This window comes from Paraplanobispora takensis (genome assembly GCF_016863195.1).
GTDB lineage: Bacteria > Actinomycetota > Actinomycetes > Streptosporangiales > Streptosporangiaceae > Planobispora > Planobispora takensis.
The window spans coordinates 24,436-48,768 of the sequence record NZ_BOOK01000038.1 but is presented as its reverse complement, the minus strand read 5'-3'; the positions used below and the strand labels follow the sequence as shown (position 1 = coordinate 48,768).

The window sequence follows — 24,333 nt, the reverse complement described above, 5'->3', positions numbered from 1 at the left end:
ACTCGCAGCGGTTCACAGCGGCCGGGAGGCCGGCAGGGTGATCCTGTCGACCGCCTCCCGGCGCCGCCGTTCGGGGCGGCGGTCGTAGCGGGCCGTGGTCGCCGGGGAGGAGTGGCCCACCAGGGCCTGGGCGGTGGCCAGGTCCACGCCCGCGTCGAGCAGCTCGCCGATGAAGGTGCGCCGGAAGTCGTGGGGGGTGCGCGGCATGGCCCCGGCCTGGGCCATCCGCCGGGCCAGGATGTCGGCGACGGCCTGGCCCGTCATGGCCGCCGGGCGGCCGTCGCGCACGCGCAGGGAGCCGTGCCTGCCGATGGGGCAGAACAGCGCCCCGGCCGGGCGTCCGCGCACCGCCAGCCACCGCTCAAGCCGGCCGACGGCCTGGGGGGTCAGATAGACCATCCGCTCCTTGTCACGCTTGCCGCGCACCCGCAGCGAGCGCGCGCCGGGGTCGTAGTCGGCCAGCGTCAGCCCGGCGATCTCGGCGCGGCGGCAGCCGGTGGAGTAGAGAACGGCCAGCAGCGCGGCGTCGCGGGCCCCGGCGGGGGAGTCGTCGTCGCAGGCGGCCAGGGCCGCGCCCACGACCTCCGGCGGGACGTGCTGGCCGGTGGGCAGGCGGGTGTGCTCGACGGTGGGCAGGTCGGCGGCGCGCTGGTAGTCCTCGGCGGTCATCTGGCCCAGCCGCCAGGCCTCGCGCAGCACCCGGCGCAGCGCGACCAGGTGCTTGTTGACGTAGGCGGGCGACCAGCCGCGCTCGGTCATCAGGGCGCGCATGCGCACGGTGTGCTCGTAGCGCAGCAGGTGCCAGGGCTGGCCCGCGCCGCCGGCGTCGTCGTCCCCGGTGATGAGCGCGGCCAGGCGGTCCAGGCAGCCCCGCATGGTCCGCCGGGACTCGGCGCTGGTGAGGGAGTCGAGATAGACCCGGTAGGGGTCGCGTGCGGGCTCGACGGCGGGGCCGGGGGTGTGGGGGACGGCGGGCAGGCTCACCTCGCCGATCTTACCGCCTACTGCGAATCTACAACGTAAAGGCGCTGGACAGGACCCGAAACCACCTAGATAGGATCATCGTCCCGGCACCGAGAGAAAGCGGTCGTCCATGGCGGAAGCGACGGTGGCGGCGGTCAGCCGCAGTGGTTCGCACACCTTCGGCAAGTACGGCGAGCCGGACATCCGGCTGGTGGCGGGCCTGGGCGTGGAGGGGGACGCGCACTCCGGCGCGACGGTGAAGCACCGATCGCGGGTGGCGCAGGACCCGACCCAGCCCAACCTGCGCCAGGTCCACCTGATCCACTCCGAGCTCCACGAGGAGCTGCGGGCCGCCGGGTTCGAGGTGGCGGCCGGAGAGCTGGGCGAGAACGTGACGACGCGGGGGCTCGACCTGCTGGCTCTTCCGACCGGCACGCTGCTGCGGCTGGGGGAGGCGGCCGTGGTCGAGGTGACGGGGCTGCGCAACCCGTGCGCCCAGATCGACCGGTTCCGGCCGGGCCTGCTCAAGCAGGTGGTGGGGCGTGACGACTCCGGCCGGTTGGTGCGCAAGGCCGGGATCATGGGCGTGGTGGTGACCGGAGGGCCGGTGCGACCGGGCGACGCGATCCGGGTGGAGCTGCCGCCCCCGCCGCACCGGTCGCTGGAGCGGGTCTGAGCCGCCGCAGGCACACGCACGACCGTCCCGTACGACCACGCGATCACACGACGCGCGCGGCCGTCCCGCACGGTCACCCGATCGCATGACGCGCACGACCGTCCCGTACGACCACCCGATCACCTGAGAGACCCATGCCCGAGGTTCTGAGCCGTCGCGCCCTCAACAGGGCCACCCTCGACCGCCAGCTGCTGCTCACCCGCGGCGCCGTACCCGCTCTGGAGGCGGTCCGGCACCTGTACGGCATGCAGGCCCAGGCGCCGAACCCGCCCTACATCGGCCTGTGGAGCCGCCTGGACGGGTTCTCCCACGAGGACCTGTCCGGGCTGCTGCAGGACCGCCGGGCGGTACGGCTGTCGCTGATGCGCTCCACCATCCACCTGGTCACCGCCGAGGACGGCCTGGCGCTGCGCTCGCTGCTGCAGCCGACGATGGACCGGTCCCTGCGGGGGTCGTTCGGCAGGGGGCTGGCGGGACTGGACCTGGCCGAGGTCGCCGCCGCCGGGCGGGCCCTGGTGGAGGAGCGCCCGCTCACCTTCCGGGAGCTGGGGAGGCTGCTGGCCGAGCGGTGGCCCGAGCGCGACCCCGCCGACCTGGTCAGGGGCGTCAGGCAGACGGTCCCGCTGGTCCAGGTGCCGCCGCGGGGCATCTGGGGGGTGGGCGGCCAGCCGGCGCACACGAGCCTGGAGGCGTGGCTGGGCCGGCCGCTGGAGGCCCCGGCCCGCCCGCAGGAGATGATCCGGCGGTACCTGGCGGCCTACGGCCCGGCGACGGTGATGGACGTCCAGCAGTGGGCGGGCGTGACCCGGCTGGGGGAGGTGGCGCGGGAGATGGACCTGCGCGCGTTCGTCACCGAGGACGGCGCGCAGGTGCTCGACCTGCCGGACGCGGTGCTGCCGGACCCCGACGTCCCGGCCCCGGTGCGCTATCTGGCGGAGTTCGACAACACGCTGCTGTCCTTCGCCGAGCGCACCCGTACCCGGATCATGGACGACGAGTACCGCGGGCGGGTCTTCACGGTCAACGGGATCATCAAGGCGACGGTGCTGGTGGACGGGTTCGTCCGGGGCCTGTGGCGGGTGAACGCGCAACGGCGCGAGGCGGTGCTGGAGGTGGAGCTGTTCGCGCCGGTGACGGCCGCGCAGCGGGCCGAGCTGGAGGCGGAGGGCATGCGGATGCTGGACTTCGCCGCCGCCTCGGCGCAGAGGCGGGAGCTGCGGTTCGTGTCGTGACCCCGCGGCCGGAGCCCGGGCGCTCGTGGCGGCGGCCGGACGCTCCGGGCGTGCGGGGACGCGCCTCCCGGAGAGCCCGCGGCGAAGATCCGGCGCACCCCTAGCGCGGCAGCCGGTCCCTCCAGCTGTGCAACAGGTCCTCCAGGTCGGCGATGGTCACCGGTTTGGTGAGGTGGACGTCGAAACCGGCCCGCAGCGCGGCGGAGTGGTCGCTCTCCCGGCCGAAGCCCGACACGGCCACTATCAGGGGCGGCAGGCACTCCGACGGCAGCAGGAGCAGCCGGCGGGCGACCTCGTGGCCGCTGACGTCGGGCAGGCTCAGGTCGCACAGCACCAGGTCGAAGCGGTGCTCGTGGGCGGCGGCCACCGCCTCGCGGCCGGTGCCGGCGATCACCACGGTGTCGCCGCGCCGTTCCAGCAGCTCCCGGTAGGCGAAGGCCAGATCGGCGTTGTCCTCGACCACCAGGACGCGCAGCGGGTTCCTGCGCCGTACCGTGTGGCCGGCCCGGCGCACCACGGGCCGGTGGCGGACCGGCGCCAGGGGGAGGCTGATGGAGAAGCGCGCCCCGGTGCCGGGGCCGTCGCTGTGCGCGGAGACGGCCCCGCCGTGCAGTACGGCGATGCTGCGCACGATCGGCAGGCCGAGGCCGAGGCCGACGGTGCCCGTGGGGACGTCTTCGGGGTCGGCGGCGATGGGCCGGGTGAACATCTCGAACAGCGAGTCGGCGGTGGCGGGGTCGAACCCGACGCCGTCGTCCGAGACGGTCAGGATCGCCTCCTCCTGCGTGCAGACGAGCTCGACGTCCACCGCCCCGCCGGGGCGGGTGTACTTCACCGCGTTGCCGAGCAGGTTGCCCAGAAGCTGGGCCAGCCGGACGCGGTCCCCGCGGACCGGTACCGGTCGCCGCGGCAGGGAGGTCCGCACCCGCCGATCGGCCTGCGCGTACTCCAGGCGCATGTCGCGGACGGCGGCGGTGACCACGCTCCGCAGGTCCAGGTCCTCCGGGACCAGGCGCAGCCCGCCGCTCAGCGCCTGGCTGGAGTCGAGCAGGTCGTCGGCTATCCGGGTCAGGGCCTCGACCTGCCGCCACAGCACCTCCAGGGCGGGATGGCCGTGGGGGTGGTCCAGGGAGAGCAGCTCGCCGGCCGCCTGGATCGCGGCCAGCGGGTTGCGCAGCTCGTGGGAGAGGGTGGCGATGAAGCGGTCCTTGTCCTGCTGCTGCTCCATCAGCCTGCGGCCCGCCGCGGCCAGGCGCAGGTTGGCCCCGCGCAGCCGCTGGTTGAGGTCCTGCAGCTCCCGGCCGCGGGCGATCAGGTCGTTCTCCATGCGGTCGGCCCGTTCGAGCCGATCGGCGTCGGCCCGCTCGCGCTGCCCGGACCGGCGCAGGTGCACGAACTCGGTGACGTTCTCCGCGCGGTGGATGATGTGGCGGACCCGCCCGGCCTCGTCCAGCACCGGGGTGTTGACCGCGCTCCAGTAGCGTTCCTCGTAGGGCCCGTCCGGGGCGGTCCTGATGTCGTGGCGTTGCAGCGCCATGGTGTCGGGGCGGCCGGTCTCCAGCACGGTCCGCAGGGAGCGGGCCAGGTTGGCCCTGCCGTCGGCGGAGGGGTCGTCCGGGTCCTCGGGGAACAGGTCGAGCAGGGATCTGCCGAGGATCTGCTCCCGCTCGGTGAAGGACTCCGCCAGATAGGCCCGGTTGACCGCGACGACGACCAGGTCGGAGTCCAGGATCACGCAGGGCGTGGGGGCCGCGTCGAACAGCCGCGCGTAGTCGGGGTCCCCGCCGGGCTCGCCGGCGCCGACCGGCCTCATCCGTCCAGCCGGTAGCCGTAGCCGCGCACGGTGGTGATCCGCGGCGTGGTGACCCCGCGCGCGGAGAGCTTGCGGCGCAGCCGGTAGACGTGCTCGGCCACGGTCGAGGGGACCTGCCAGCCGGGCCCCGCCTGCCACACCTGGTCCAGCAGCTGCTCGGGCGAGAAGGTGCGGCCCGGGGCGGAGGCCAGGAACTCCAGCAGCGCGTACTCCCGTGGGGCGAGATCGAGCGACACGCCGTCGGCGTGGGCCTGCCGGGCGTCGGTGTCGACCGACAGCTCGCCGATCCTGATCACCGGGTCGGGCTCGGCCGGCCGTACCCGCCGCAGCACCGCCCGGATCCGGGAGGCCAGCTCCCGCTGGAAGAACGGCTTGACCACGTAGTCGTCGGCGCCCAGCTCCAGCCCGATCACCCGGTCGGTCTCCCCGCCGCGCCCCGTCACGATGATCACCGGGACGTGACTGGTCCGGCGCAGGGAGCGCAGCACCTCCAGCCCGTTGCCGTCGGGCAGGCCCAGGTCCAGCACGACCAGATCGACGTCGCCCCGGCCGGCCTGGGCCAGCCCGACGCGCCCGTCGGCCGCGTGCAGGACGCGGAACCCCTCGTGTTGCAGGCAGGCGCTCGACATGGCCGCGAGGTCGGTCTCGTCTTCGATCAGCACGATCAGCGGGCGGTACGGGGGCCGCGGTGCGTCCGGGGCGCCCGCTGCGGGAGAAGCGGGGGTGCGCAATGTTGATCCAGTGTTGAACGGACATGGAAAGCGCGGCCAAATCAGCAGGGTATCACTGGAATCGCGGGAGAAGGATCCGACGTCTACCGGCTTGCGCAACCGAATCCGATGAAGGGCGGCACCGCGCGAGGAAGCCGGATGAGGGGGATGGGGTGGACATCCGCGGACAGGGCGCGCGGCGCATCTTCGTGGAACTGGCGGACACGCTCGTGGAGGGCTTCGATCTCGGCGCCTTCCTGGACATCTTGGCGCGGCGCTGCGCGGGGCTGCCCGGCGTGGTCTCCTGCGGGCTGCTGCTGGCCGGTCTCGGTGGGGCCCCGGCCGCGGTGGGCGCCTCCGGTGAGCCGGCCAGGGTGCTGGGGCGGCGGCAGCTGCGGGACCGGGAGGGGCCGGGTATGGACTGCCTGCGCAGCGGGCGGCCGGTGTCCTGCTCCGACCTGGAGCGCGCCGCGGTCTGGTGGCCGGCTTTCGCCCCCGCCGCCCGCGAGGCGGGATTCGCCGCGGTGCACACCGTGCCGATGCGGCTGCGCGCCGATGTCATCGGGGCGGTGAGCCTGTTTCGCCGGGTCCCCGGCCCCCTGGCCGCCGAGACGCTGGAGTCGGCGCGGGCGATGGCCGACGTGGCCGCCGTCGGCCTCGTCCACGAGCGCATCGTGCGCGAGAAGAAGCTGCTCGCCGAGCGGCTGCGGGCGCAGCTCGACGGCCGGGCCCCCGCGGGGGGCGCCGACCGGCCGCCCTTCTGAGGCCGTCGCCTTTCAAGGCCATTGAAGGGAATTGGCTGTTCTCCCGGCCGGGGAAAAGGGCGAGGATGCACGCATGATCTCTGTCAGCGCGTTCCTCGGCATGGCGGCGGTGGCCCTGGGGATGGTCCTCACTCCGGGACCCAACATGATCTATCTGGTGTCGAGGTCGGTGACACAGGGACGCAGGGCGGGCCTGATCTCCCTGGGCGGCGTCGCGGCGGGGTTCGCCGTCTACCTCCTGGCCGCGGCCGCCGGGATCACGGTGCTCTTCGCCGCGGTGCCGGCCGCCTACACCGCGCTCAAGCTCGCCGGCGCGGCCTACCTGCTCTGGCTCGCCTGGCAGGCGGTACGGCCGGGCGCGCCGCCCGTCCTGGCGCCCGGGAGGCTGCCGGTCGACCGGCCGCGCAGGCTTTTCTCCATGGGGCTGGTCACCAACCTGCTCAACCCGAAGATCGCGGTCCTGTACGTGTCGCTGCTGCCCCAGTTCGTCGACCCGGCCAAGGGGGACCTCGCGCTGCAGAGCCTTCTGCTGGGCCTGACCCAGATCACCGTCGCCCTGTCGGTCAACGCGGTGATCGTGCTGACCGCCGGGTCGGTGGCCGCCGTCCTCGGCGGCCGGCCGTTGTGGGCGCGCGTGCAGCGTTATCTGATGGGCACGGTGCTGGGCGGGCTGGCCGTCCGGGTCGCCGCCGACCCCGGCCCGTCCGGCGGGTGATGGCGCTAACGGGTGCCGTTACGGGGCGGAACGTGACACTCTGGAGGCAGTGAGCAACGACCTCGTGGTACCGGCGGTCCCCAAGCCGCCGGTCGGTCGTGCCGCGGCACGGGATGACCGTGTCCGAAGACGGAGGTGTCCGGTGACCGTCGCCGTTGAGCTCGTCGTCCGCCCGGACGCCTCCCTGGAACGGGTGGCGGTCCTGGGCCTGGCCGGTGAGCTGGACTACACCAACGCCGAACAGCTGCGGCAGGACATCATCGAGGCGCTGCCACCGGCCAGCCGCGACCTCATCGTGGACCTGGCGCACCTGACCTTCTGCGACTCGACCGGGATCAGGGTCTTCCTCGCGCTGCGCAAGCTCGCCGACGAGCGCGGCGGCGTCGTCGCCCTGACCGACCTGCAGCCCCGTCTGACCAGGATCTTCCGTACGACGGGCCTGTCGCATTTCTTCGCCGTGGTGCCCAGCGTCGCCGACGCCACCGACCTGCTCCGGTCGCGATGAACCGCCCCCGCAGCGGAGGAGCCGGCCGACGCCGGTACGCGGGAAGATCCGCGCCGATGGTGATAATTCCGTGCCGAGCGGGCAGGGTAGCCCGCGTCGTGCGGTTCATCGGGAACGGCACGCTTCTGCCAGGTGATCCGGTGCGCCCCCCGGTACCGGCCGGAGGAGAAGATCAGCAGGGGGGTTCGTCATGACCGGCATCAGCGATCGGCACTGGCCTATCACCACCGACCTCGGGGCCCTGCGCGGGCACGTCTACTCCCATGCGGCCATGGCGGGACTCAGCGGTGAGCGTCTGGACAACCTGCTCATCGCCGCCAACGAGGCCGCGATCAACGTGCTCGAGCACGGCGGGGGGTACGGGACGTTGTCGATGCGGCGGGACGGTTCCTTCCTCACCGTCGAGGTGGCCGACAACGTCGGCAAGCTGAGTCCCCAGGACGCGCTCCGCTCCCGCCCGGCCACGGGTGCCTCCCGGGGGTTCGGGCTGTGGCTGATGGGGGAGCTGTGCGACCAGGTCGACATCCACCAGGACGGCGGAGGCTCGCGGGTGTGCCTGAGCATGCGCCTGAACGGTCCGTGAGCCCGGCGGGACGATTCTTACTGGCGAGTCATTAATATGTGAGGCCGACTTGTAAATCTTGTCGCGCGGGCCGACATTCTGAGCAACGAGCCGATCGGGGGAGGACCCCAGGAGGCCTCATGAATGTCCCGCGCCGTCCCCTCACCCTCCTCGCGGCGCTCATCGCGGGCGCCGCCCTCGCCTGGGTCCCGGCCGCGCCCGCATCGGCGGCGACCGTGCCCGTCTCCACGGCGTCCGCCTCCGCCGCGACCTCCTCGGCGGCGTCGATCGGGGCGATGGCCTCGCTGGGGGACTCCATCACCCGGGGGTTCAACGCCTGCGGCTTCTACGTCGACTGCCCGTCCAGGTCGTGGTCGACCGGGTCCAGCCAGACCGTCGACAGCCACTATCTGCGCCTGCTGGCCACCGAGCCCTCCCTGGTCGCCCACAACGACGCCAGATCCGGCGCCAAGGTCGCCGACCTGCCCGGGCAGGCCGAGCGGGCCGTCTCCCAGGGGGCCGGCTACGTCACGATCCTGATGGGCGCCAACGACGCCTGCACCTCCTCGGAGGCGTCCATGACCACGGTGGCCGCATTCGAGGCCGCCTTCCGCACGGCCATGCGGACGCTCACCACCGGTCTGCCCACCTCGTCGATCTTCGTCGCCGGTATCCCCGACATCAGGCGGCTGTGGGAGGTCGGCAAGGACAGCTCGTCGGCCCGCACGGCCTGGGCGGCCCTCGGGATCTGCCAGTCGATGCTGGCCAGGCCGCGCTCCACCGACCAGGCCGACGTCGACCGGCGAGAGCGCGTGCACCAGAGGGTGGCCGAGTTCAACGCCGTGATGGCCCGGGTCTGCGAGGAGCAGGCCACCTGCCGCCACGACGGCGGCGCCGTCTTCGGCTATCCGTTCATGCTGTCCCACCTGAGCCGCTGGGACTACTTCCACCCCAGCGCCGCCGGGCAGAGGCTGCTGGCGGAGGTGACCTATCGGGCCGTCCCCGACCTGTGATCCGGAGCCGGGCGGAGCTCAGTCCTTCTTGCCCGCTTTCTTCTCCGGCGCCTTCTCCGGCGCCTTCTCCGTCGTCTTCGCGGTCCCCTTCACCGGAGCCTCCGACGGCGCCCTCGACGGGGTCGCCGAAGGGGTCGCCGACGGTGTGATGAACGTGAAGATGCCGTCCAGCAGGCGGTCGTACCCGCCGGTGCCGGGGATCGCGTCGCAGTAGGGGTAGGTCCATCCGGTCATGGGGATGGCGCCGCAGACGTTCGTCGCGACCGGCGGGGCCGCGGAGGCGGAGGGCCGCTGCGGTCCCGCCGCGCCGGTGCCCGTCCCGGTGGAGGGCAGCGCCTGGGGCGTGGCCGCGGCCTTCTCGCGCGCCGCCCGCCGTGCGGCCGCCCGCTTGGCCCGGGCCTGCCGGCGCGCCTGATGATCCCGGGACCGGTCCCGGCCCGCCTGCGTGCGGGGAACGGGCGCCGGAGCCGACGGCCCCCGCCACAGGATGCCCTGGGGCTCGTCGGGGCGGTCACGGCCGGCCGCGTCGCGTCCCTGCCGCGGGAGGGCCTTGTCGGCGCGACGGCGTGAGGGGGAATCCCCGCCGGCCCGGCGGCCGGAGCCCGCCCGGACCCGCGGGGGGTCCATGGCGAGCGCGAGCGCGTGCGCGCCGTAGGGCCGCTGGAGCTCGATCCCGGTGGGGGTGTCGCCCACCGATCCGCGGGAGACGCTCTCGCCGGAGTCCACGGTGAACACGCCGGCCACCGCGGCGGCGGCGACCAGCGCCGCGCAGACGGTCATGTACGGCCGCCAGTCGCGTGTCCTGGCGGTCCAGGTCGCGGCGGTGGGCCCCTCCGGATGCGGACGCCCATCGGGGGCGGGGTCCGCCGTGACGTGGTCGTCCTTCTGCATCCGGCCTCCTCGATCGCCACTCTGAGTAATCAGTGTGTCACCATCTCGGGTGAATAGGTGTGATCCCTGCGGCGCGTCGTGTGCTCTCCGTGTGCGGAAGGGCTCACCCCGTGCGCGGCGCGATGGTCAAGCCGCGGTCAAGGAGTAGGGTTCGTCATCGACAGTCGAAATCATCGATCGGTTGCTGCGGAGACGGCCATGGAGAACGGCGCGCGCGAGCAGGCGCCCCCCGACCTGGGGATGCTGGTCGGCCAGCTCATGTTCTCCGTGCAGCAGGAGCTGTTCGAGACCCTCGCCCGGCAGGGGCACCCCCACGTCCGGCCGCGGCACGGGACGGTGCTGGCCTATCTGGCCCCCGAGGGCGTACGGGCCACCGAGCTGTCCCGGCGCTCCGGCCAGCACAAGCAGATCATCGGCAACATCGTCGACGAGCTGGTCGAGCTGGGATACGTCCGCCGCGAGCCCGATCCGCGCGACCGCCGGGCCAAGCTGATCGTCCCCACCGAGCACGGGATCGACGAGATCGCCAAGGCCCACGCCATCCTGGCGGCCATCGAGCGGCGCCACCGGCGCGCCCTCGGCGAGGACGCCTACGCCGCCTTCAAGAACGCCTTCCAGGAGGTCACCCGCCTCCAGCGGGCCTGGCGCCGATCCACCGGGGAGGCCTCGCCGCCGGCCGCCGCCTCCGAAGACGTCCCGCCGGAGACCGCCGCCTCCGCCACCGGCTGACCGCCGGGGCCTTCCCGGTCTCCCGGGAAGGAGTCTCCGAGAAAGCCGGCCGCCGTACCATCGCGACCGGCTGACCGCCGCGGCTCTCCACCATTTCCCGCAAGGACTCCCGGGAAGGCCGGTCCGCGGAGCGGCGGACCGGCCCGAGGGTCACTTGGTGACGACGGCGGCGACCTGGCTGATCGGCTCGGCCAGCGCGTTGATCGTGTCGGACAGCTTCTTCAGCTCCGCCTCCGACAGCTCGTTGTGCAGCCGCCAGCCGTCGCCCTTGCGGTGCTCGCCCAGGGCGGCCTCGGCGGCGGCGAACTTCTCGTCGAGCGTCTTGACCAGCTCGGGCGCGCGCTCCTCCAGGACCGGGCGCAGCGACTGGACGGCGGCCCGGGAGCCCTGCAGGTTGGCGTCGAAGTCCCACAGGTCGGTGTGCGACCAGATGTCCTCCTCACCGGTGATCTTCCCGGTGGCCACCTCGTCGAGCAGCTCCTTGGCGCCGTTGGCGAGCTGGACGGGGGACAGCTCCGCCGCGTTGGCCTTGTCGACGATCGTCTTGACGTCGGTCATGAGCTTGTCGGCGATCGGGCCGTCCTCGGAGACGTCCTTGGTGATCCACAGATCCTTCTCGATCCGGTGGAAGCCGGTCCACTCCTGGCCCTCCTCCAGGTCGGCCTCCCGGGCGTCGATGGCCGGGTCGAGGTCGCCGAAGATCTCGGCGACCGGCTCGATCCGCTCCCAGTAGGTGCGCGAGACCGGGTAGAGGGCCTTGGCCTTGTCGATGTCACCGGCCTTGACGGCGTCGACGAACTCCTGGGTCTTGACGAGCAGGGTGTCGCTCTGCGACTTGATGTAGCGCTTGTAGCCGGCGGTCGCGGCGGCCAGCTCGGCGTCCTCGCTCAGGGGCTTGTGCTCGCCGGTGGCCTTCAGCGGGGTGCGGATGCCCTTGCCGATCATGCCGGGCTTGCAGGCGGCCTCGTAGCCGCCGGCCGGCAGCTCGACGATGAGCTCGCGGGTCAGACCCGGGACGATGTTCTCCACCTCGCCCATGACCCGGTCGCCCGGCGCGTAGACGTAGAACTCGGTGACCTTGGAGCCGTTGTTGGTGACCGCGAAGGTCGAGGTGCCGGCGTTGACCTCGCTGACCGCGACCTTGCACTCGGTGTCGCCGGCCGTGACGGCGATCTTGCCGTCCTCGGCGGGGCTCGCGCCGGCGTTCGTGGTGCCCGGCCGGGACTCGCCTGAGCAGGCGGACAACGCGACCAGGGCAAGTCCGGCGGCGGTGAGGGCGATGGGGGTGCGCATGGTTCTCCTGTTTTTCAGGCGGTGGTGGGAGTGGAGGAGGCGGATCGCCGGGGCGAGGCCGGACGCAGGAAGAGGATCAGAGTGGGCACCGCGTAGGCGAACCAGGCGACGGTCTCCAGCACGGTCGGCTGCGGTGTGATGTTGAACATCCCCGCCAGCAGGGCGCCCCACCAGGAGTCGGCGGGCAGGACGGCGCTGATGTCGAAGGCCTGGGTCGACAGGCCCGGAAGGACGCCGGCCTCCTGAAGGTCGTGCACGCCGTACTTGAAGATGCCGGCGGCGACCAGGATCAGCAGCAGGCCGGTCCAGGTGAAGAACGTGGTCAGGTTGATCCTCAGAGCGCTGCGGTAGAGGCCCCAGCCGATCACGATCGAGGTCAGGACGCCGAGGGTGATGCCGATCAGCGGGCTGGTGTTGGAGGAGGCGCCCTGGGCGGAGGCGAAGAACAGCAGCGCGGTCTCCAGCCCCTCGCGGGCCACGGACAGGAACGCCATGACGACCACGGCGAGCGGGCCGAGCCGCAGCGCGTCGCTGAGCTTGGCGCGCAGCTCGCCGGAGAGCGACCGGGCGGCCCGGCGCATCCAGAAGATCATCCAGGTCACGAAGGCCGTGGCGAGCAGCGAGGTGACCGCTTCGAAGAGCTCCTGCTGGCGGTACTCCAGGCGGGCGGCGGTGAAGGTGAGCAGCGCGCCGAACCCGATCGACAGGACCACCGCGGCGGACACCCCCGCCCACACCAGCGGAAGCCGATCCCTGCGATCACTCTTGACCAGGAACGCGACGAGGACGGAGACCACCAGTGTGGCCTCCAGTCCTTCGCGCAGGCCGATGAGATAACTGGCGAACACCGTCACTCCAGAGCGTTAAGAAAGGGTCACCTAAATTAGGGCAGGGCAACCTTAGTTCATGCAAGGCCAGGATTAGGTGACGGACCCCGTCTCCCGGGCCGGACCGCCCTCCGGTGGCGCCGCGGCGTTTCCCTCACCTCCCGCTCGCCGTACCCTCAAAGGAGACGGGGCGTGTTCCCGACCCGGGCGCCCGGCGCCCGGCGTCACCTCCCGTACCCCTCTGACCCCGAGGGCCGGCCCGATCCCACCGGGGCCGGCCATCCCGACTTCGAGGAGATGTACTCGAGTGACACGCACCGGCGACCGCAGTGACCTGCTGCAATGCACCTTCTGCGGAAAGAGCCAGAAGCAGGTCAAGAAGCTCATCGCGGGTCCGGGCCGCATCTGCATCTGCGACGAGTGCGTCGAGCTGTGCAACGAGCTCATCGAGGAGGAGCTCGGCGAGAGCACCGAGACCACGTCCTGGAACCTGCCCAAGCCGCGGGAGATCCACGAATTCCTCGGGCAGTACGTCGTGGGGCAGGAGCGGGCCAAGAAGGCGCTGTCGGTGGCGGTCTACAACCACTACAAGCGCATCCGGCCGGGCGCCGGCGGGGCCGTACGGCAGGCCGCCGGGGCGGAGCCGATCGAGCTGGGCAAGTCCAACATCCTGCTGGTCGGCCCGACCGGCTCCGGCAAGACCCACATCGTCCAGACGCTCGCCCGGATGCTCGACGTCCCCTTCGCCATCGCCGACGCCACCGCCCTGACCGAGGCGGGCTACGTGGGCGAGGACGTCGAGAACATCCTCCTGAAGCTGATCCAGGCCGCCGACTACGACGTCAAGAAGGCCGAGACCGGCATCATCTACATCGACGAGATCGACAAGATCGCCCGCAAGAGCGAGAACCCGTCGATCACCCGCGACGTCTCCGGCGAGGGCGTGCAGCAGGCGCTGCTGAAGATGCTGGAGGGCACGGTCGCGAGCGTGCCGCCGCAGGGCGGGCGCAAGCACCCGCAGCAGGAGTTCATCCAGATCGACACCGGCAACGTGCTGTTCATCTGCGGCGGCGCCTTCGCCGGGCTGGAGAAGATCATCGAGGAGCGGACCGGCCGGCGGGGCGCCGGGTTCGGCGCCGAGATCCACGCCGGGCACGACGAGGCGGACCAGGACGCCTTCGCCGACGTCATGCCCCAGGACCTGCTGAAGTTCGGCCTGATCCCCGAGCTGGTCGGCCGCCTGCCGGTGGTCTCGACCCTGCGGCCGCTGGACCGCGCGACGCTGATGCGGATCCTCACCGAGCCGCGCAACGCGCTGATCAAGCAGTACCGCAGGCTCCTGGAGCTCGACGGGGTCGAGCTGGAGATCACCGAGGACGCCGTCGGCGCGATCGCCGAGCAGGCGCTGCTGCGCCGCACCGGCGCCCGCGCGACCCGCGCGATCCTCGAGGAGGTCCTGCTCAACGTGATGTACGAGGTGCCCAGCCGCGACGACGTGGCCCGGGTCGTGGTCGACCGCGACACCGTGCTCGACAACGTCAACCCCACCCTGGTGCCCCGCGAACGGCCCGGTCTCGGGCAGGAGCGCCGCGACAGGTCGGCCTGAGCCGGTCGAGGATCACCGCCTGTAGTAGGGTGGCCGTCCCGGAAGCGAACGACCGCGAGGAGGTGAGCCCCATCACCGCTGGATCAGCTCGGGTGCCCTCACCTCACAGCCGCCGGTAGGCCCGGCGCGGGTGGCGTGGGGAGCGCCCTCGGCCCTTCCGAAGGGTTCCCCATGTCGGTTCACCGTCCTTCACCGTCGCACTCCGCGGTCGTCGCCAGGCTCAGGGACGCCGGGTGCGTCTTCGCCGAGGACGAGGCGCGGCTGCTCATCTCCACGGCGCGCACGTCGTCCGACCTCGCCGCGATGGTGGAACGGCGGGTCGCCGGCCTGCCGCTCGAACACGTCGTCGGCTGGGCCCGGTTCTGCGGCCTGCGGGTGCGCGTGGAGCCCGGGGTGTTCGTGCCCCGCCGCCGCACCGAGTTCCTCATCCGGCGGGCCGCCGAACTCGCCCGCCGGTCCACCGGCCCGTCCCGGCCCGTCATCGTCGACCTGTGCTGCGGCTCGGGCGCGCTGGGCGCCGCGCTGGCCACCGCCCTGGGGGAGGCCGAGCTGCACGCGGCCGACATCGACGCCGCCGCGGTGCGCTGCGCCCGCCGCAACGTCGCCGCCGTGGGCGGCCGGGTCTATCACGGCGATCTCTACGACCCGCTGCCCGGCGCGCTGCGGGGCCGCGTCGGCTTCCTGCTGGCCAACGTGCCCTACGTGCCCACCGGGGAGATCGACCTGCTGCCCGCCGAGGCGCGCCTGCACGAGGCCAGGGTGGCGCTCGACGGCGGCGCGGACGGGCTCGACGTCCTGCGCAGGGTGGCCGCCGCGGCGCCGTCGTGGCTGGCGCCGGGCGGCCGGCTGCTGTTCGAGACGAGCGAGCGCCAGGCTCCGGCGGCCGTCGGGATCGTCACCGGTGCCGGGCTCCTGCCCGAGGTGATCGGATCCGCCGAGATGGAGGCCACCGTCGTCGTCGCGACCAGACCCGCCCCGCCGGGGGCGGGCGGTGCTACAGGTGCATGATGCTGCTGTGCTGGTCGACGCCGTCGGCGGTCTCGTCGTCGAACCACACTCCGCCGGTGGCCAGATAGCGGAAGCGGTGGACGCCCGGGGGCAGGATGACGGAGACGGTGCGGACCCCGTTGCGGCGGTGGCGCAGCTCGTGCAGGCCGGGCTGCCAGCCGTTGAAGTCGCCGACGACGCTGACGGTGCCGCCCGGCCGGTCGACGGGCAGGGTGAAGGTGACACGGGTCTTGCTGCCGAACAGCGGCGTACGCCTGAGCATGGTCGATGTTCCTCCCCGAGAGGTGTGGGATGAGGCCAGCTTCCCGCGCGCGCGGGATCGGCGGTAGGGGTGAACGCGCGCCGTAACACAGTGTTCACCTGGCGGTAGTACCGTCCGGCGATCCCCACGACCACCTCCCGCCCGCCTTCCCCCCGCGGCCGCCGTCGCGCCACCCGGCTCAGCGGGTCCCGGCGACCTCCTCGGCCACGGCGCGGAACGCGACCAGCGTCTCCTGCCTGGCGGGGACCGAAATGGAACGGACCGATTTGACGATGACCACTCCGTGCCGGGGAGAGACGTAGATGTACTGCCCGCCCAGTCCCGCGGCCATGAAGTCGCCCTCGCGGCCGTCGCCGAGCCACCAGTGCAGGCCGTAGCGGGGGTTGAAGGCGGCCGAGGGCCTGGTCGACCGACTGACCCAGGAGCGCGGCACCACCTGCCGGCCGTGGGCCTTCCCACCACGGAGATAGAGCAGACCGAAACGGGCGAGATCACGGTCCGTGGCGTAGTAGCAGCAGTACCCCAGGCCGTCGCCGCCGGAGTCGGCGCCGATGTACGCCGTGGACGCCATGCCGGCGGGCTTCCAGATCTTCCTCTCCACGTACCGGTGGTACGGCATGCCCGTGGCCGCGGAGACGACCCCGGCCAGCACGGTGGAGTTCACGCTGGTGTACTCGAACCTGCTGCCGGGCTCCCAGCCCCGCACCTGCCGCGCCGCCGCCGTCATGACCGGCACGCCCCGGTTGACGGCCGCCTGCAGCCGCGGCACGTCGGAGCGCTCGTCCCAGGCGATCCCCGACGACATCCGCAGCAGGTCGCGGACGGACACGCCGTCGTAGCCCGAGCCGCGCAGCCGGGGCAGGTAACGGGTCACCGGGTCGTCGATCGAGCGGATGCGGCCCTCGTGCAGGGCGATGCCGACCGCGGCCGAGGTGAAGGACTTCGCCACCGACCAGGACTGGAAGAGCGTGTCCCGGTCCGCCCCGGCGTAGCGTTCGTAGACGATCCTCTGCCCGTCCAGGACGACGAAGCCGTTGGTCTTCGTGCGTGACAGGAAGTCCTCAAGGGTGTGCTCCCGTCCCCGGTAGGTGTATCCCACCGAGAGCCTGCGCGGGGCGCTCCGCAGCTTGACGGGGTACGCCGAGGCCTTCACGGCGTCGGGCGGCCCCGGCTCGCCGCGGGCCGGGGAGGCGGAGGCGGGAGACGGCGGCGCGCCGGAGGCGGGGGACGGCGGCGCCGTACGGGGGAGCCCCCGCGCGGGGACCGCTCCGGCCGTCGCCGCCAGGGCGGCGAGGGCCACGGCGAGGCCGGTTCGCAGGCAGCGGTCGATGACGGTCTTTGGCATGTTCCCTCCGGCGGATCGGGCGGGTGAGCGGGCACGGCGGGAATCGTGCCGCGCTTTCCTGGCAGATCTCTGGCAGCCCGCTCTTCTCCCGCCTCAGGCTCCGGCGGTACGGCCGGCCGCCGGCAGCCGTACCTCCACGCGCGTCCCGGGACCCCGCCCCGGGTCGGTCACCGCGACCGCGCCGCCGTGCAGCAGCGCCTGCTGGCGTACGAGGGTGAGCCCGAGACCGGAGCCGGGGCTGCCGGGCCGGCGGTGGAAGCGGGTGAACACCGGCTCGCGCTCGGCCTCGGGGATGCCCGCCCCGGCGTCCCGGACGGCGAGCACGGCGCTCTCCTCATCGGCGGACAGCGTCACCTCCACGGTGGCGCGGCCGTCGTCGCCGGCGCCGTGGACCGCGGCGTTGTCGAGGAGATTGTCGGCGATCATCCTCAGCCCTTCGGCCCATCCCCGCACCCGCACCCGCAGGCCGTCCGCCGGAGTGAAGGTGATCTCGGCGCGCGGGTGACGGCGCCGCGCCTCCTCGACCGCGACGGCGACGATCTCGGTCAGGTCGGCCTCGGCGAAGGCCGCGGGGTCGGCGAGCTCGCCGTCGGCCAACCGGCGCAGCATGGTGATCAGCCGCTGCGTCCGGGCGTGCCCGGCGCCCAGGTCCGTGACGATCTCGGCGCGCTCGGCCGGATCCAGGTCCGGGCGGGCGAGCAGGGTGAGGTCGATCCCCATGCCGGTCAGCGGGGTCCGCAGCTCGTGCGCCACGGAGGCGGTGAAGGAACGGGCGGTCTCCAGCGCCTCGCCGGTGCGCCGCACCGCGGCGTCCCGCCGGTCCAGCAGGTCGTTGATGCGGCCGGCGAGCTCGTCGATCTCGGTGACTCCCGAGGCGGTCGCCAGCCGGGCCGCACCGGGGGAGGGGAGGTCGATCCTGCGCGCCTGCGCGCGCAGCGCGGTCAGCGGCCGCACCGCGAACCGGCCGAGGAGCAGCCCGGCCGCGGCGCCCGCCCCCGCCGCGGCCAGGGTGATCAGCACCAGCCGCTCGCCGAGCAGATCGATCTGCCGGTCGAGATGCTCCTCGGATTCGAACACCCGCAGGCGGGCCAGGTTCCCCCGCCGTCCCAGGCCGGTGGCCACGAACCGCCACCGCCTGCCGTCCCGGGTGAAGGTGGCGGGCCCGTCCTGGCCGGCCGCGGGCATCACGGCCGGCACGTCTCCGACGACGAGCGGGGCGGCGCCGGGCACCTCCAGGTGCACCCCGCCGGGGCCGCCGGACTCCAGGGCCGCCCCGGTCAGCCGCTGTTCCATGAAGTCCGGCGGCAGGGCGGGCGTCAGCCGGACCCGCCAGGAGTAGGAGGCCGCCATCGGCTCCAGCGCGCGCGAGCGCAGCACCAGCTGCCGGTCCCGCTCGGCGCGCAGGTCGTGGGAGACCACGCCCAGCACGATCGCCCCGGTCGGCAGCATCAGCGCCGTGACGAGCGCGGCCAGGCAGATCGCGAACCGGGTGGACAGCCTCATCGGAAGTCTCATCGAGGGCCTCATCGCAGGACGAATCCCACTCCCCGCACCGTGTGCACCATGCGGGGCTCACCGCCCGCCTCCAGCTTGCGCCGCAGATAGCCGACGAAGGTGTCGACGGCGTTGCCGGTCACCTCGAAGTCGTAACCCCAGACCCGCTCCAGCAGCACCGGCCGGGACAGCACGATGCCGGCGTTGCGCGCCAGCACCTCCAGCAGGTCGAACTCCCTGCGGGTCAGCTCGATCTCCCGGCCGTTCAACGTGACGCGGCGGGTGGCCGGATCGACCGTCAGCGGCCCCGCCCTGACCGCCCCGCCGGCCGGGCGCCCGGCCCGGCGCAGCAGCGCGCGCAGCCGCAGGACCAGCTCGTGCAGGTCGAACGGCTTGACGACGTAGTCGTCGGCGCCCGCGGCCAGCCCGGCCACCCGGTCCGCGACCTCGTCCATGGCCGACAACATCAGGACCGGCACCTCCGCCCCGCCCGCCCGCAGCCGCGTGCACACCTCGATCCCCGACAGCCCCGGCATCGAGACGTCGAGGACGATCGCGTCCGGCGCGGCGCCGCCGGCCAGCTCCAGCGCCCGCTCACCGGAGCCGGCCGTCTCCACCCCGAAGCCCTCCAGCAGCAGGCCGCGCCGCAGGGAGCGCAGGATCGAGGCATCGTCGTCGACGACGAGGATCCGATGACCGTTCATCACAGCGCTCCCGTACGCGTCGGAGATCGAGATCGCGCGGTGCCGTCCGAGGGGCGGCAGACAGGCATCCTGGCAGAAGTCCGGCCGCGGGGCAGCCCGCCGGCGCCGGGGAAACCCTGGCCGTCCACGGGCGTTAGGCGGGCACGACGACGGGCACGCGATGGTCATGCCAGAGGAACCGAACACCACACCGCCGCCGCAGAGCCAGCCCTACCCCGGGCACAGCGGGGACATGGAGCCCGAGCCCCGTGACGAGATGCGCGACTACGTCGGCAGGGAGCTGCTGGCCGGCAAGCGCGCCCTGATCACCGGGGGCGACTCGGGCATCGGCCGCGCCGTCGCGATCGCCTTCGCCAAGGAGGGCGCCGACATCGCGATCGCCTATCTCAACGAGCACGAGGACGCCAACCACACCAGGAAGCTGGTGGAGGCGGCCGGACGGCGCTGCGCGCTGCTCCCGGGCGACCTGGCCGACCGCGACCACTGCGGCTCGGTCGTCGAGCAGGCGGTATCCGAGCTCGGCGGCCTGGACATCCTGGTGAACAACGTGGCCTACCAGGCCCCCGTGGAGTCGCTGGAGGAACTGAGCGACGAGCAGTGGGAGCACACGTTCGCGGTCAACATCCACAGCTACTACCGGGTCACCAAGGCCGCGCTGCAGCACATGCGCGAGGGCGGCGTGATCATCAACACCTCGTCCGTCAACGGGCTGCGCGGCAACAAGACGCTCATCGACTACGCCGCGACCAAGGGCGCGATCAACGCCTTCACCTACTCGATGGCGCAGAACCTCCTCAAGCGGGGCATCAGGGTCAACGCCGTGGCGCCGGGCCCGGTCTGGACGCCGCTGATCCCCTCGACCTTCCCCGAGGAGAAGGTCGAGAAGTTCGGCGAGCAGGCGCCGATGAAACGCGCCGCCGACCCGGACGAGATCGCGCCCTCGTACGTCTTCTTCGCCGCCGGGCGGCTGTCGTCGTACTACACCGGCGAGATCCTCGCTCCGATCGGAGGCGAGACGCTGCCGGGGTGACCGGGTGGGGCCGGCGGGGGCTCGCGATGACGGGCAGGAATGGGAACTACGCGGACGCGGGGGCGGCGGGCCCGGATAATGTCGGTGACCGTCGGTAGCATCAGCGCTCTGACGAGGAGGCCGCCATGATCCATCCATTGATCATCCCTGTGCTGGTCACCACCGACCTGCCGCCGGAGACCGATCTGGCCGCGTTCGGGCAACTGCTGGCCGACGCGGTCGTCGTCCTCGATCCGGATTCCGGTGAGCCCTACCCGGGATATCTGCACGGGCGGACGTTCTGGCTCGACCGGCCGGTGCCGCCGGCCGGGACCGGCGCGGCCCCGCCGCCCGCCGAGCAGTTGCGCTTCGCCGCGACGCTGGGATTCCTGTCCGCCTCCGTCGACGGCCCGGACGCCTCGGTCAAGACGGTGATCGCCGACGCCCGCGCGGCGATCACCGCCGCGGTCACCGCCTGTTACGGCGACCTGGGCAGCCCGCCGGCGGTGCTGGCGATCCGCGCCGAGGACGTCCGCGAGCGCACGCCGGATACCGCCGTCCTGACGGTGACCGCCGACGCCGCCCCCCAGCTGGCCCGGGCCGCCCACGCCCGGCTCCAACTGGTGTGAGGCCTCTCACCCCCGGACCCCGCACCGGCGTCTGATCCCGCTCCGCCGCGGCCTGGCTCCACCCGACTCCGCACCGGCGGGACCCGGCTCCGGCCGGCGCCCGGGGCTCCGCCGGCCGTCCCCGCCGGGGTGCGGGCCCGGCGATCCCGCGCTCGGACGCCGGTTCCCGATGTGACTCTCAGGAATCCTCAAGTCACGCTGTGGTCGTGCCGATGATGCGCTCGTACCGGTCCACCGCGGCAGTGAGAGGAGATGATCGTGGCGGGGGATTCCCTTCTGGCGTTGATCTTCGTGCTGTCCGCAGTGGTGGCCTTCACGGTGGCCGCGCTCGGCTGGCGGCGGCGGCATGTGACACCGGCGGTCAGCACGCTGGCCTTCCTGGCGGCGGGCATCGGCGGGTGGTCCACGACGGACGCAGTGCTGGTGCTGACCGGAGTCCCGGTGACGGCCCCGCTCGCGGCGGCGGCCAAGTTCGCCGCGGTCAGCTGCGTCGTGGCGGGCTTCTTCTGCCTGTCGCTGGCCGTGGTCGACCGCGCCTGGCGCCTGTCGCGCCGTACGGCCGCGCTGCTGGCCGTGGAACCCGTGCTCCTGCTGGTCACGGTGCTGACCGACGACACGCACCACCTGTTCCACGCCGCGCAGGCCTCCGCCGGCATCCAGGTCCCGGCCTTCGGCCCCCTGTTCTGGGTGCACGCCGTCTACAGCTATCTGCTGCTCGTCTCCGGCGCGGTCCGCATGGCCCACGCGTGGTCGCGGGGCCCGCGCCCGCTGCGGCGGGTGTACGCCGCGACCCTGCTGGGCGCACTGCCGCCCGCCCTGACCGACGTCCTCACCCTGCTGGGGGTGGCCGACGGAGTGGACATCACCCCGATCGGGTTCTGCGTCAGCACGACCGTGATCTACTGGTCCCTGATGCGCAGCTCGGTGCACGAGCTGGTGGCGGTGGAGCGCACCCACGTCTTCGACGTGATCAGCGACATGGTCACCACGGTCGACCGCTCTGGCCGCATCCTGGACCTCAACCCGGCGGCCGACCGGATGTTCCGGCGCATCGTGCCCGGCCTGCCCGCCCGGCTGTCCGGACTGTCCATCACCGAGCTTCTCGGCGAGTCGTTCCTGCCCGGCCAGGCGGAGGAGGGGCTGGAGATCGACCGCACCGTCGTCGACGCCGAGGGGTGCGTGGTCGACCTGAGCGCCCGCCTCGGCGCCCTGCACGACAGCCGGAACGAGTGGGTGGGCTGGGTGCTCGTGGGACGGGACGTGACCGCGCTCAACGCCCAGCGCCGCCAGCTGGAGGAGGCCAACGCCCAGCTCAGCGAGCAGCAGCGCGGCCTGCAGGAGGCCAACGAGCAGTTGCGCGAGCAGGTCGCCACCATCGAGGCGCTGCGCGCGAACCTGGCCGAGCAGGCGGTGCGCGACACCCTGACCGGCCTGCACAACCGCCGCTTCCTGATGACGGCCCTGGACCGGGAGATGAGCCTGGCGGTCGCGCAGGACACGCCCCTGAGCGTGGCGCTGCTGGACATCGACCACTTCAAGCAGATCAACGACCGGTACGGGCACGGCGCCGGCGACCAGGTGCTCATCCGCTTCGCCAAGCTGCTGGGCGGCAAGGTGCGCCAGGGCGACATCGTGGCCCGCTACGGCGGCGAGGAGTTCGTCATCGCCCTCCCCGGCGCCACGGGAGAGCAGGCCCTGGCCCGGATGAACGAGCTGCGCCTGTGGGTGACGGCCGGGCGGATCCCCGCCGGAGGGCACACCCTGTCGGTGACCTTCAGCGCGGGCGTGGCCGAGCGGGTCCCCGGGCAGAACCTCGCGGAGCTGCTGCACTCGGCCGACGAGGCCCTGTACGTCGCCAAGGGCGCGGGCCGCAACCGCGTCGAGCTGGCCGCCACCGAGCCCGGCCCGTCCAGCGCCGCCGCCTGAGGCACCGTCCGGGTGCGGCGTGCCGCCTCAGGGCCGGATCTCAGTACCAGCCCTGATGTCCCCGCCGTCGCGCGCGGCCACGCTGGGTGCTCCGACACACGCGAGGAGCACACCATGGAACCGTACGAGTACGCGAGCTACGACGGCCTCGGCCTGAGCGAGCTGATCCGCAGCGGAGAGGCCGGCGTCGCCGAGGTCGAGACGGCGGCCAGGCGGGCGCTGGAGTGGGCCGACTCCAGGCTCAACGGCCTGACCATGCCGGTGTTCGGCACCGCGCTCGCCCACTCCGGCCACGGCCCGTTCACCGGGGTGCCGTTCCTGATAAAGGATCATGGCCCGGTCGCCGAGGGCGTGCCGTTCAGCGTCGGCAGCAGGGCCCTGCGGGCGATGACGGCCGACCACGACACCGACCTGATGAAGCGATTCAGGGCCGCCGGGCTGGCCACCCTGGGTGTGACCACCGTGCCCGAGATGGTGGTGGACTTCGTCACCGAGTCCGACCGGTACGGCGTCACCCGCAACCCCTGGGACCCCGACCGCAGCGCGGGCGGGTCCAGCGGCGGTGCGGCCGCCCTGGTGGCGGCGGGCGCCGTACCGCTGGCCCACGCGAGCGACGGCGCGGGCTCGATCCGCATCCCCGCCTCCTGCTGCGGCCTGGTCGGCCTCAAGCCGAGCAGGGGCCGCGTCACCAGCGGGCCGGACATGGGCGAGCCGATGTTCGGGATGGCCTACGAGTTCGCGCTGACCCGGACGGTCAGGGACGCCGCCCACCTGCTCGACGCCGTGCACGGGCCGGCCGTGGGCGACAAGTACACCGCGCCCCCGCCGGCGCGGCCGTACGCCTCGGAGGTGGGCGCCGACCCCGGCACGCTGCGCGTCGCCGTGACCACCGCGGCGTGGTCGGGCGTGCCGGTGGATCCGGAGGTGGCCGCCGCGACGGTCGCCGCCGGTACCGTGCTGGAGAAGATGGGCCACCTCGTCGAGGAGGGCGCCCCCGCCGTCGACTGGCAGGACACGCTGCGGGCGATGCAGGCCCAGCGCGTCGCGATCGCCTCGACCGTGCTGCTGGCGCCCCGGGAGCCCGACCCGGACCTGCTGGAGATCTCGACGCGGCACCTGCTGCAGGACGCGAAGGAGACGAGCGCGCTCGGCCTGATCCTCGGCTTCCACGCCCAGAACCGGGTCACCCGCTCGGTGAGCGCGTTCTTCACCGGGTGCGACCTGCTCGTGACGCCGACGCTGGCGTGGCCGCCGGTGACGCACGGCACCTTCCGATACGACGCCGACGACCACCCCACGCTGGAGGAACGGCTGGCGAGGATCTTCGAGTACGGGCCGTTCACGATGGTGTTCAACGTCTCGGGTCACCCGGCGATCAGCCTGCCGCTGGGATGGAGCGGGAGCGGCCTGCCCATCGGGGTGCAGCTGGTGGCCGGTCACGGACGCGAGGACCTGCTGCTGCGGGTCGCCGCCCGACTGGAGGAGGCCGTGCCGTGGCGGGACAGGCTCCCGCGGATCTGGGCCGGCCACGCGTGAGCGCCGCCCGGCCGCCGGGCTCCTCCCACGAGGCCGGCGTCCGGCCGGCGCCGAGGCGTTCCTCCGCGGTGTTCCTTCATGACGTTCCTCCTTCTCCGCTTCCTCCACTCCTGTGACAGGT

Annotated in this window: 24 protein-coding genes; 14 read left to right on the top strand and 10 right to left on the bottom strand. The window is 73.0% G+C overall.

The window, feature by feature from the left end; genetic code table 11:
- Window positions 1-12: 12 nt before the first annotated feature.
- Complete coding sequence (locus tag Pta02_RS26365; RefSeq protein ID WP_203877622.1) at window positions 13-984, bottom strand: tyrosine-type recombinase/integrase; 972 nt, start codon at window positions 982-984, stop codon at window positions 13-15.
- A 109-nt stretch (window positions 985-1,093) separates the two neighbouring features.
- On the opposite strand from Pta02_RS26365, the gene Pta02_RS26360 reads away from it, so the two are divergent.
- A complete protein-coding gene (locus Pta02_RS26360) occupies window positions 1,094-1,639 on the top strand; it encodes an MOSC domain-containing protein (protein ID WP_203877621.1) in 546 nt (181 codons plus the stop codon).
- 134 nt (window positions 1,640-1,773) lie between these two features.
- Window positions 1,774-2,871 (top strand): winged helix DNA-binding domain-containing protein, encoded by a 1,098-nt coding sequence (locus tag Pta02_RS26355; RefSeq protein WP_203877620.1) that lies wholly within the window; start codon window positions 1,774-1,776, stop codon window positions 2,869-2,871.
- Between the two features lie 100 nt (window positions 2,872-2,971).
- On the opposite strand, the gene Pta02_RS26350 is transcribed toward Pta02_RS26355, so the two are convergent.
- Window positions 2,972-4,684, bottom strand: a complete 1,713-nt coding sequence (locus Pta02_RS26350) for an ATP-binding protein (RefSeq protein ID WP_203877619.1) — start codon at window positions 4,682-4,684, stop codon at window positions 2,972-2,974.
- The gene (locus Pta02_RS26345) at window positions 4,681-5,346 is read right to left on the bottom strand and encodes a response regulator transcription factor (protein WP_203877618.1); all 666 of its coding nucleotides are present in this window, start codon (window positions 5,344-5,346) and stop codon (window positions 4,681-4,683) included. The genes Pta02_RS26350 and Pta02_RS26345 overlap by 4 nt, the downstream gene beginning before the upstream one ends.
- Window positions 5,347-5,567: 221 nt before the next feature.
- On the opposite strand from Pta02_RS26345, the gene Pta02_RS26340 reads away from it, so the two are divergent.
- The 5 genes from Pta02_RS26340 (at window position 5,568) to Pta02_RS26320 (ending at window position 8,953) form a co-directional block, all read left to right on the top strand.
- On the top strand, window positions 5,568-6,158 hold the full coding sequence (locus Pta02_RS26340; RefSeq protein WP_203877617.1) for a GAF domain-containing protein: 591 nt from the start codon (window positions 5,568-5,570) through the stop codon (window positions 6,156-6,158).
- 73 nt (window positions 6,159-6,231) lie between these two features.
- A complete protein-coding gene (locus Pta02_RS26335; RefSeq protein WP_203877616.1) occupies window positions 6,232-6,873 on the top strand; it encodes a LysE family translocator in 642 nt (213 codons plus the stop codon).
- A 142-nt stretch (window positions 6,874-7,015) separates the two neighbouring features.
- Window positions 7,016-7,378 (top strand): STAS domain-containing protein, encoded by a 363-nt coding sequence (locus Pta02_RS26330; RefSeq protein ID WP_203877615.1) that lies wholly within the window; start codon window positions 7,016-7,018, stop codon window positions 7,376-7,378.
- A 190-nt stretch (window positions 7,379-7,568) separates the two neighbouring features.
- A complete protein-coding gene (locus Pta02_RS26325; RefSeq protein ID WP_203877614.1) occupies window positions 7,569-7,961 on the top strand; it encodes an ATP-binding protein in 393 nt (130 codons plus the stop codon).
- A gap of 119 nt (window positions 7,962-8,080) precedes the next feature.
- Entirely contained in the window at window positions 8,081-8,953 is an 873-nt protein-coding gene (locus Pta02_RS26320) for a GDSL-type esterase/lipase family protein (RefSeq protein ID WP_203877613.1), read from the top strand.
- A gap of 18 nt (window positions 8,954-8,971) precedes the next feature.
- On the opposite strand, the gene Pta02_RS26315 is transcribed toward Pta02_RS26320, so the two are convergent.
- Window positions 8,972-9,844 (bottom strand): hypothetical protein, encoded by an 873-nt coding sequence (locus Pta02_RS26315; protein ID WP_203877612.1) that lies wholly within the window; start codon window positions 9,842-9,844, stop codon window positions 8,972-8,974.
- 198 nt (window positions 9,845-10,042) lie between these two features.
- Here Pta02_RS26315 and Pta02_RS26310 point away from each other — a divergent pair, with 198 nt between their 5' ends.
- Window positions 10,043-10,573, top strand: coding sequence for a MarR family winged helix-turn-helix transcriptional regulator (locus Pta02_RS26310; protein WP_203877611.1), 531 nt, complete (start codon window positions 10,043-10,045; stop codon window positions 10,571-10,573).
- 150 nt (window positions 10,574-10,723) lie between these two features.
- On the opposite strand, the gene efeO is transcribed toward Pta02_RS26310, so the two are convergent.
- Both efeO and efeU read right to left on the bottom strand, forming a co-directional pair.
- Window positions 10,724-11,866, bottom strand: a complete 1,143-nt coding sequence (gene efeO, locus Pta02_RS26305) for an iron uptake system protein EfeO (protein WP_203877610.1) — start codon at window positions 11,864-11,866, stop codon at window positions 10,724-10,726.
- Window positions 11,867-11,880: 14 nt separating this feature from the next.
- Complete coding sequence (gene efeU / locus Pta02_RS26300) at window positions 11,881-12,714, bottom strand: iron uptake transporter permease EfeU (RefSeq protein ID WP_239131234.1); 834 nt, start codon at window positions 12,712-12,714, stop codon at window positions 11,881-11,883.
- 286 nt (window positions 12,715-13,000) lie between these two features.
- On the opposite strand from efeU, the gene clpX reads away from it, so the two are divergent.
- Window positions 13,001-14,299 (top strand): ATP-dependent Clp protease ATP-binding subunit ClpX, encoded by a 1,299-nt coding sequence (gene clpX, locus Pta02_RS26295; RefSeq protein WP_203877608.1) that lies wholly within the window; start codon window positions 13,001-13,003, stop codon window positions 14,297-14,299.
- 171 nt (window positions 14,300-14,470) lie between these two features.
- Window positions 14,471-15,307: a putative protein N(5)-glutamine methyltransferase gene (locus Pta02_RS26290; RefSeq protein WP_203877607.1), complete on the top strand. Its 837-nt coding sequence runs from the start codon at window positions 14,471-14,473 to the stop codon at window positions 15,305-15,307.
- Here Pta02_RS26290 and Pta02_RS26285 read toward each other — a convergent pair.
- The 4 genes from Pta02_RS26285 to Pta02_RS26270 all read right to left on the bottom strand — a co-directional run bounded on the left by Pta02_RS26285 (window position 15,294) and on the right by Pta02_RS26270 (window position 19,112).
- Entirely contained in the window at window positions 15,294-15,569 is a 276-nt protein-coding gene (locus Pta02_RS26285) for an isoamylase early set domain-containing protein (RefSeq protein WP_203877606.1), read from the bottom strand. The two genes, Pta02_RS26290 and Pta02_RS26285, sit on opposite strands and share 14 nt — an antisense overlap.
- Before the next feature lie 178 nt (window positions 15,570-15,747).
- Entirely contained in the window at window positions 15,748-16,914 is a 1,167-nt protein-coding gene (locus Pta02_RS26280) for a serine hydrolase domain-containing protein (RefSeq protein ID WP_203877605.1), read from the bottom strand.
- A 93-nt stretch (window positions 16,915-17,007) separates the two neighbouring features.
- Complete coding sequence (locus tag Pta02_RS26275; protein ID WP_239131233.1) at window positions 17,008-18,429, bottom strand: sensor histidine kinase; 1,422 nt, start codon at window positions 18,427-18,429, stop codon at window positions 17,008-17,010.
- 8 nt (window positions 18,430-18,437) lie between these two features.
- Window positions 18,438-19,112 (bottom strand): response regulator transcription factor, encoded by a 675-nt coding sequence (locus tag Pta02_RS26270; RefSeq protein WP_203877604.1) that lies wholly within the window; start codon window positions 19,110-19,112, stop codon window positions 18,438-18,440.
- 166 nt (window positions 19,113-19,278) lie between these two features.
- Here Pta02_RS26270 and Pta02_RS26265 point away from each other — a divergent pair, with 166 nt between their 5' ends.
- The 4 genes from Pta02_RS26265 (at window position 19,279) to Pta02_RS26250 (ending at window position 24,212) form a co-directional block, all read left to right on the top strand.
- Window positions 19,279-20,142 carry an SDR family oxidoreductase gene (locus Pta02_RS26265; RefSeq protein ID WP_203877603.1) on the top strand — a complete coding sequence of 288 codons (864 nt, stop codon included), beginning with the start codon at window positions 19,279-19,281 and terminating at the stop codon, window positions 20,140-20,142.
- A 125-nt stretch (window positions 20,143-20,267) separates the two neighbouring features.
- Window positions 20,268-20,750, top strand: a complete 483-nt coding sequence (locus Pta02_RS26260; RefSeq protein WP_203877602.1) for a hypothetical protein — start codon at window positions 20,268-20,270, stop codon at window positions 20,748-20,750.
- A gap of 258 nt (window positions 20,751-21,008) precedes the next feature.
- Complete coding sequence (locus tag Pta02_RS26255) at window positions 21,009-22,676, top strand: histidine kinase N-terminal 7TM domain-containing diguanylate cyclase (protein WP_203877601.1); 1,668 nt, start codon at window positions 21,009-21,011, stop codon at window positions 22,674-22,676.
- A gap of 114 nt (window positions 22,677-22,790) precedes the next feature.
- A complete protein-coding gene (locus Pta02_RS26250) occupies window positions 22,791-24,212 on the top strand; it encodes an amidase (RefSeq protein ID WP_203877600.1) in 1,422 nt (473 codons plus the stop codon).
- Window positions 24,213-24,333: the final 121 nt, after the last annotated feature.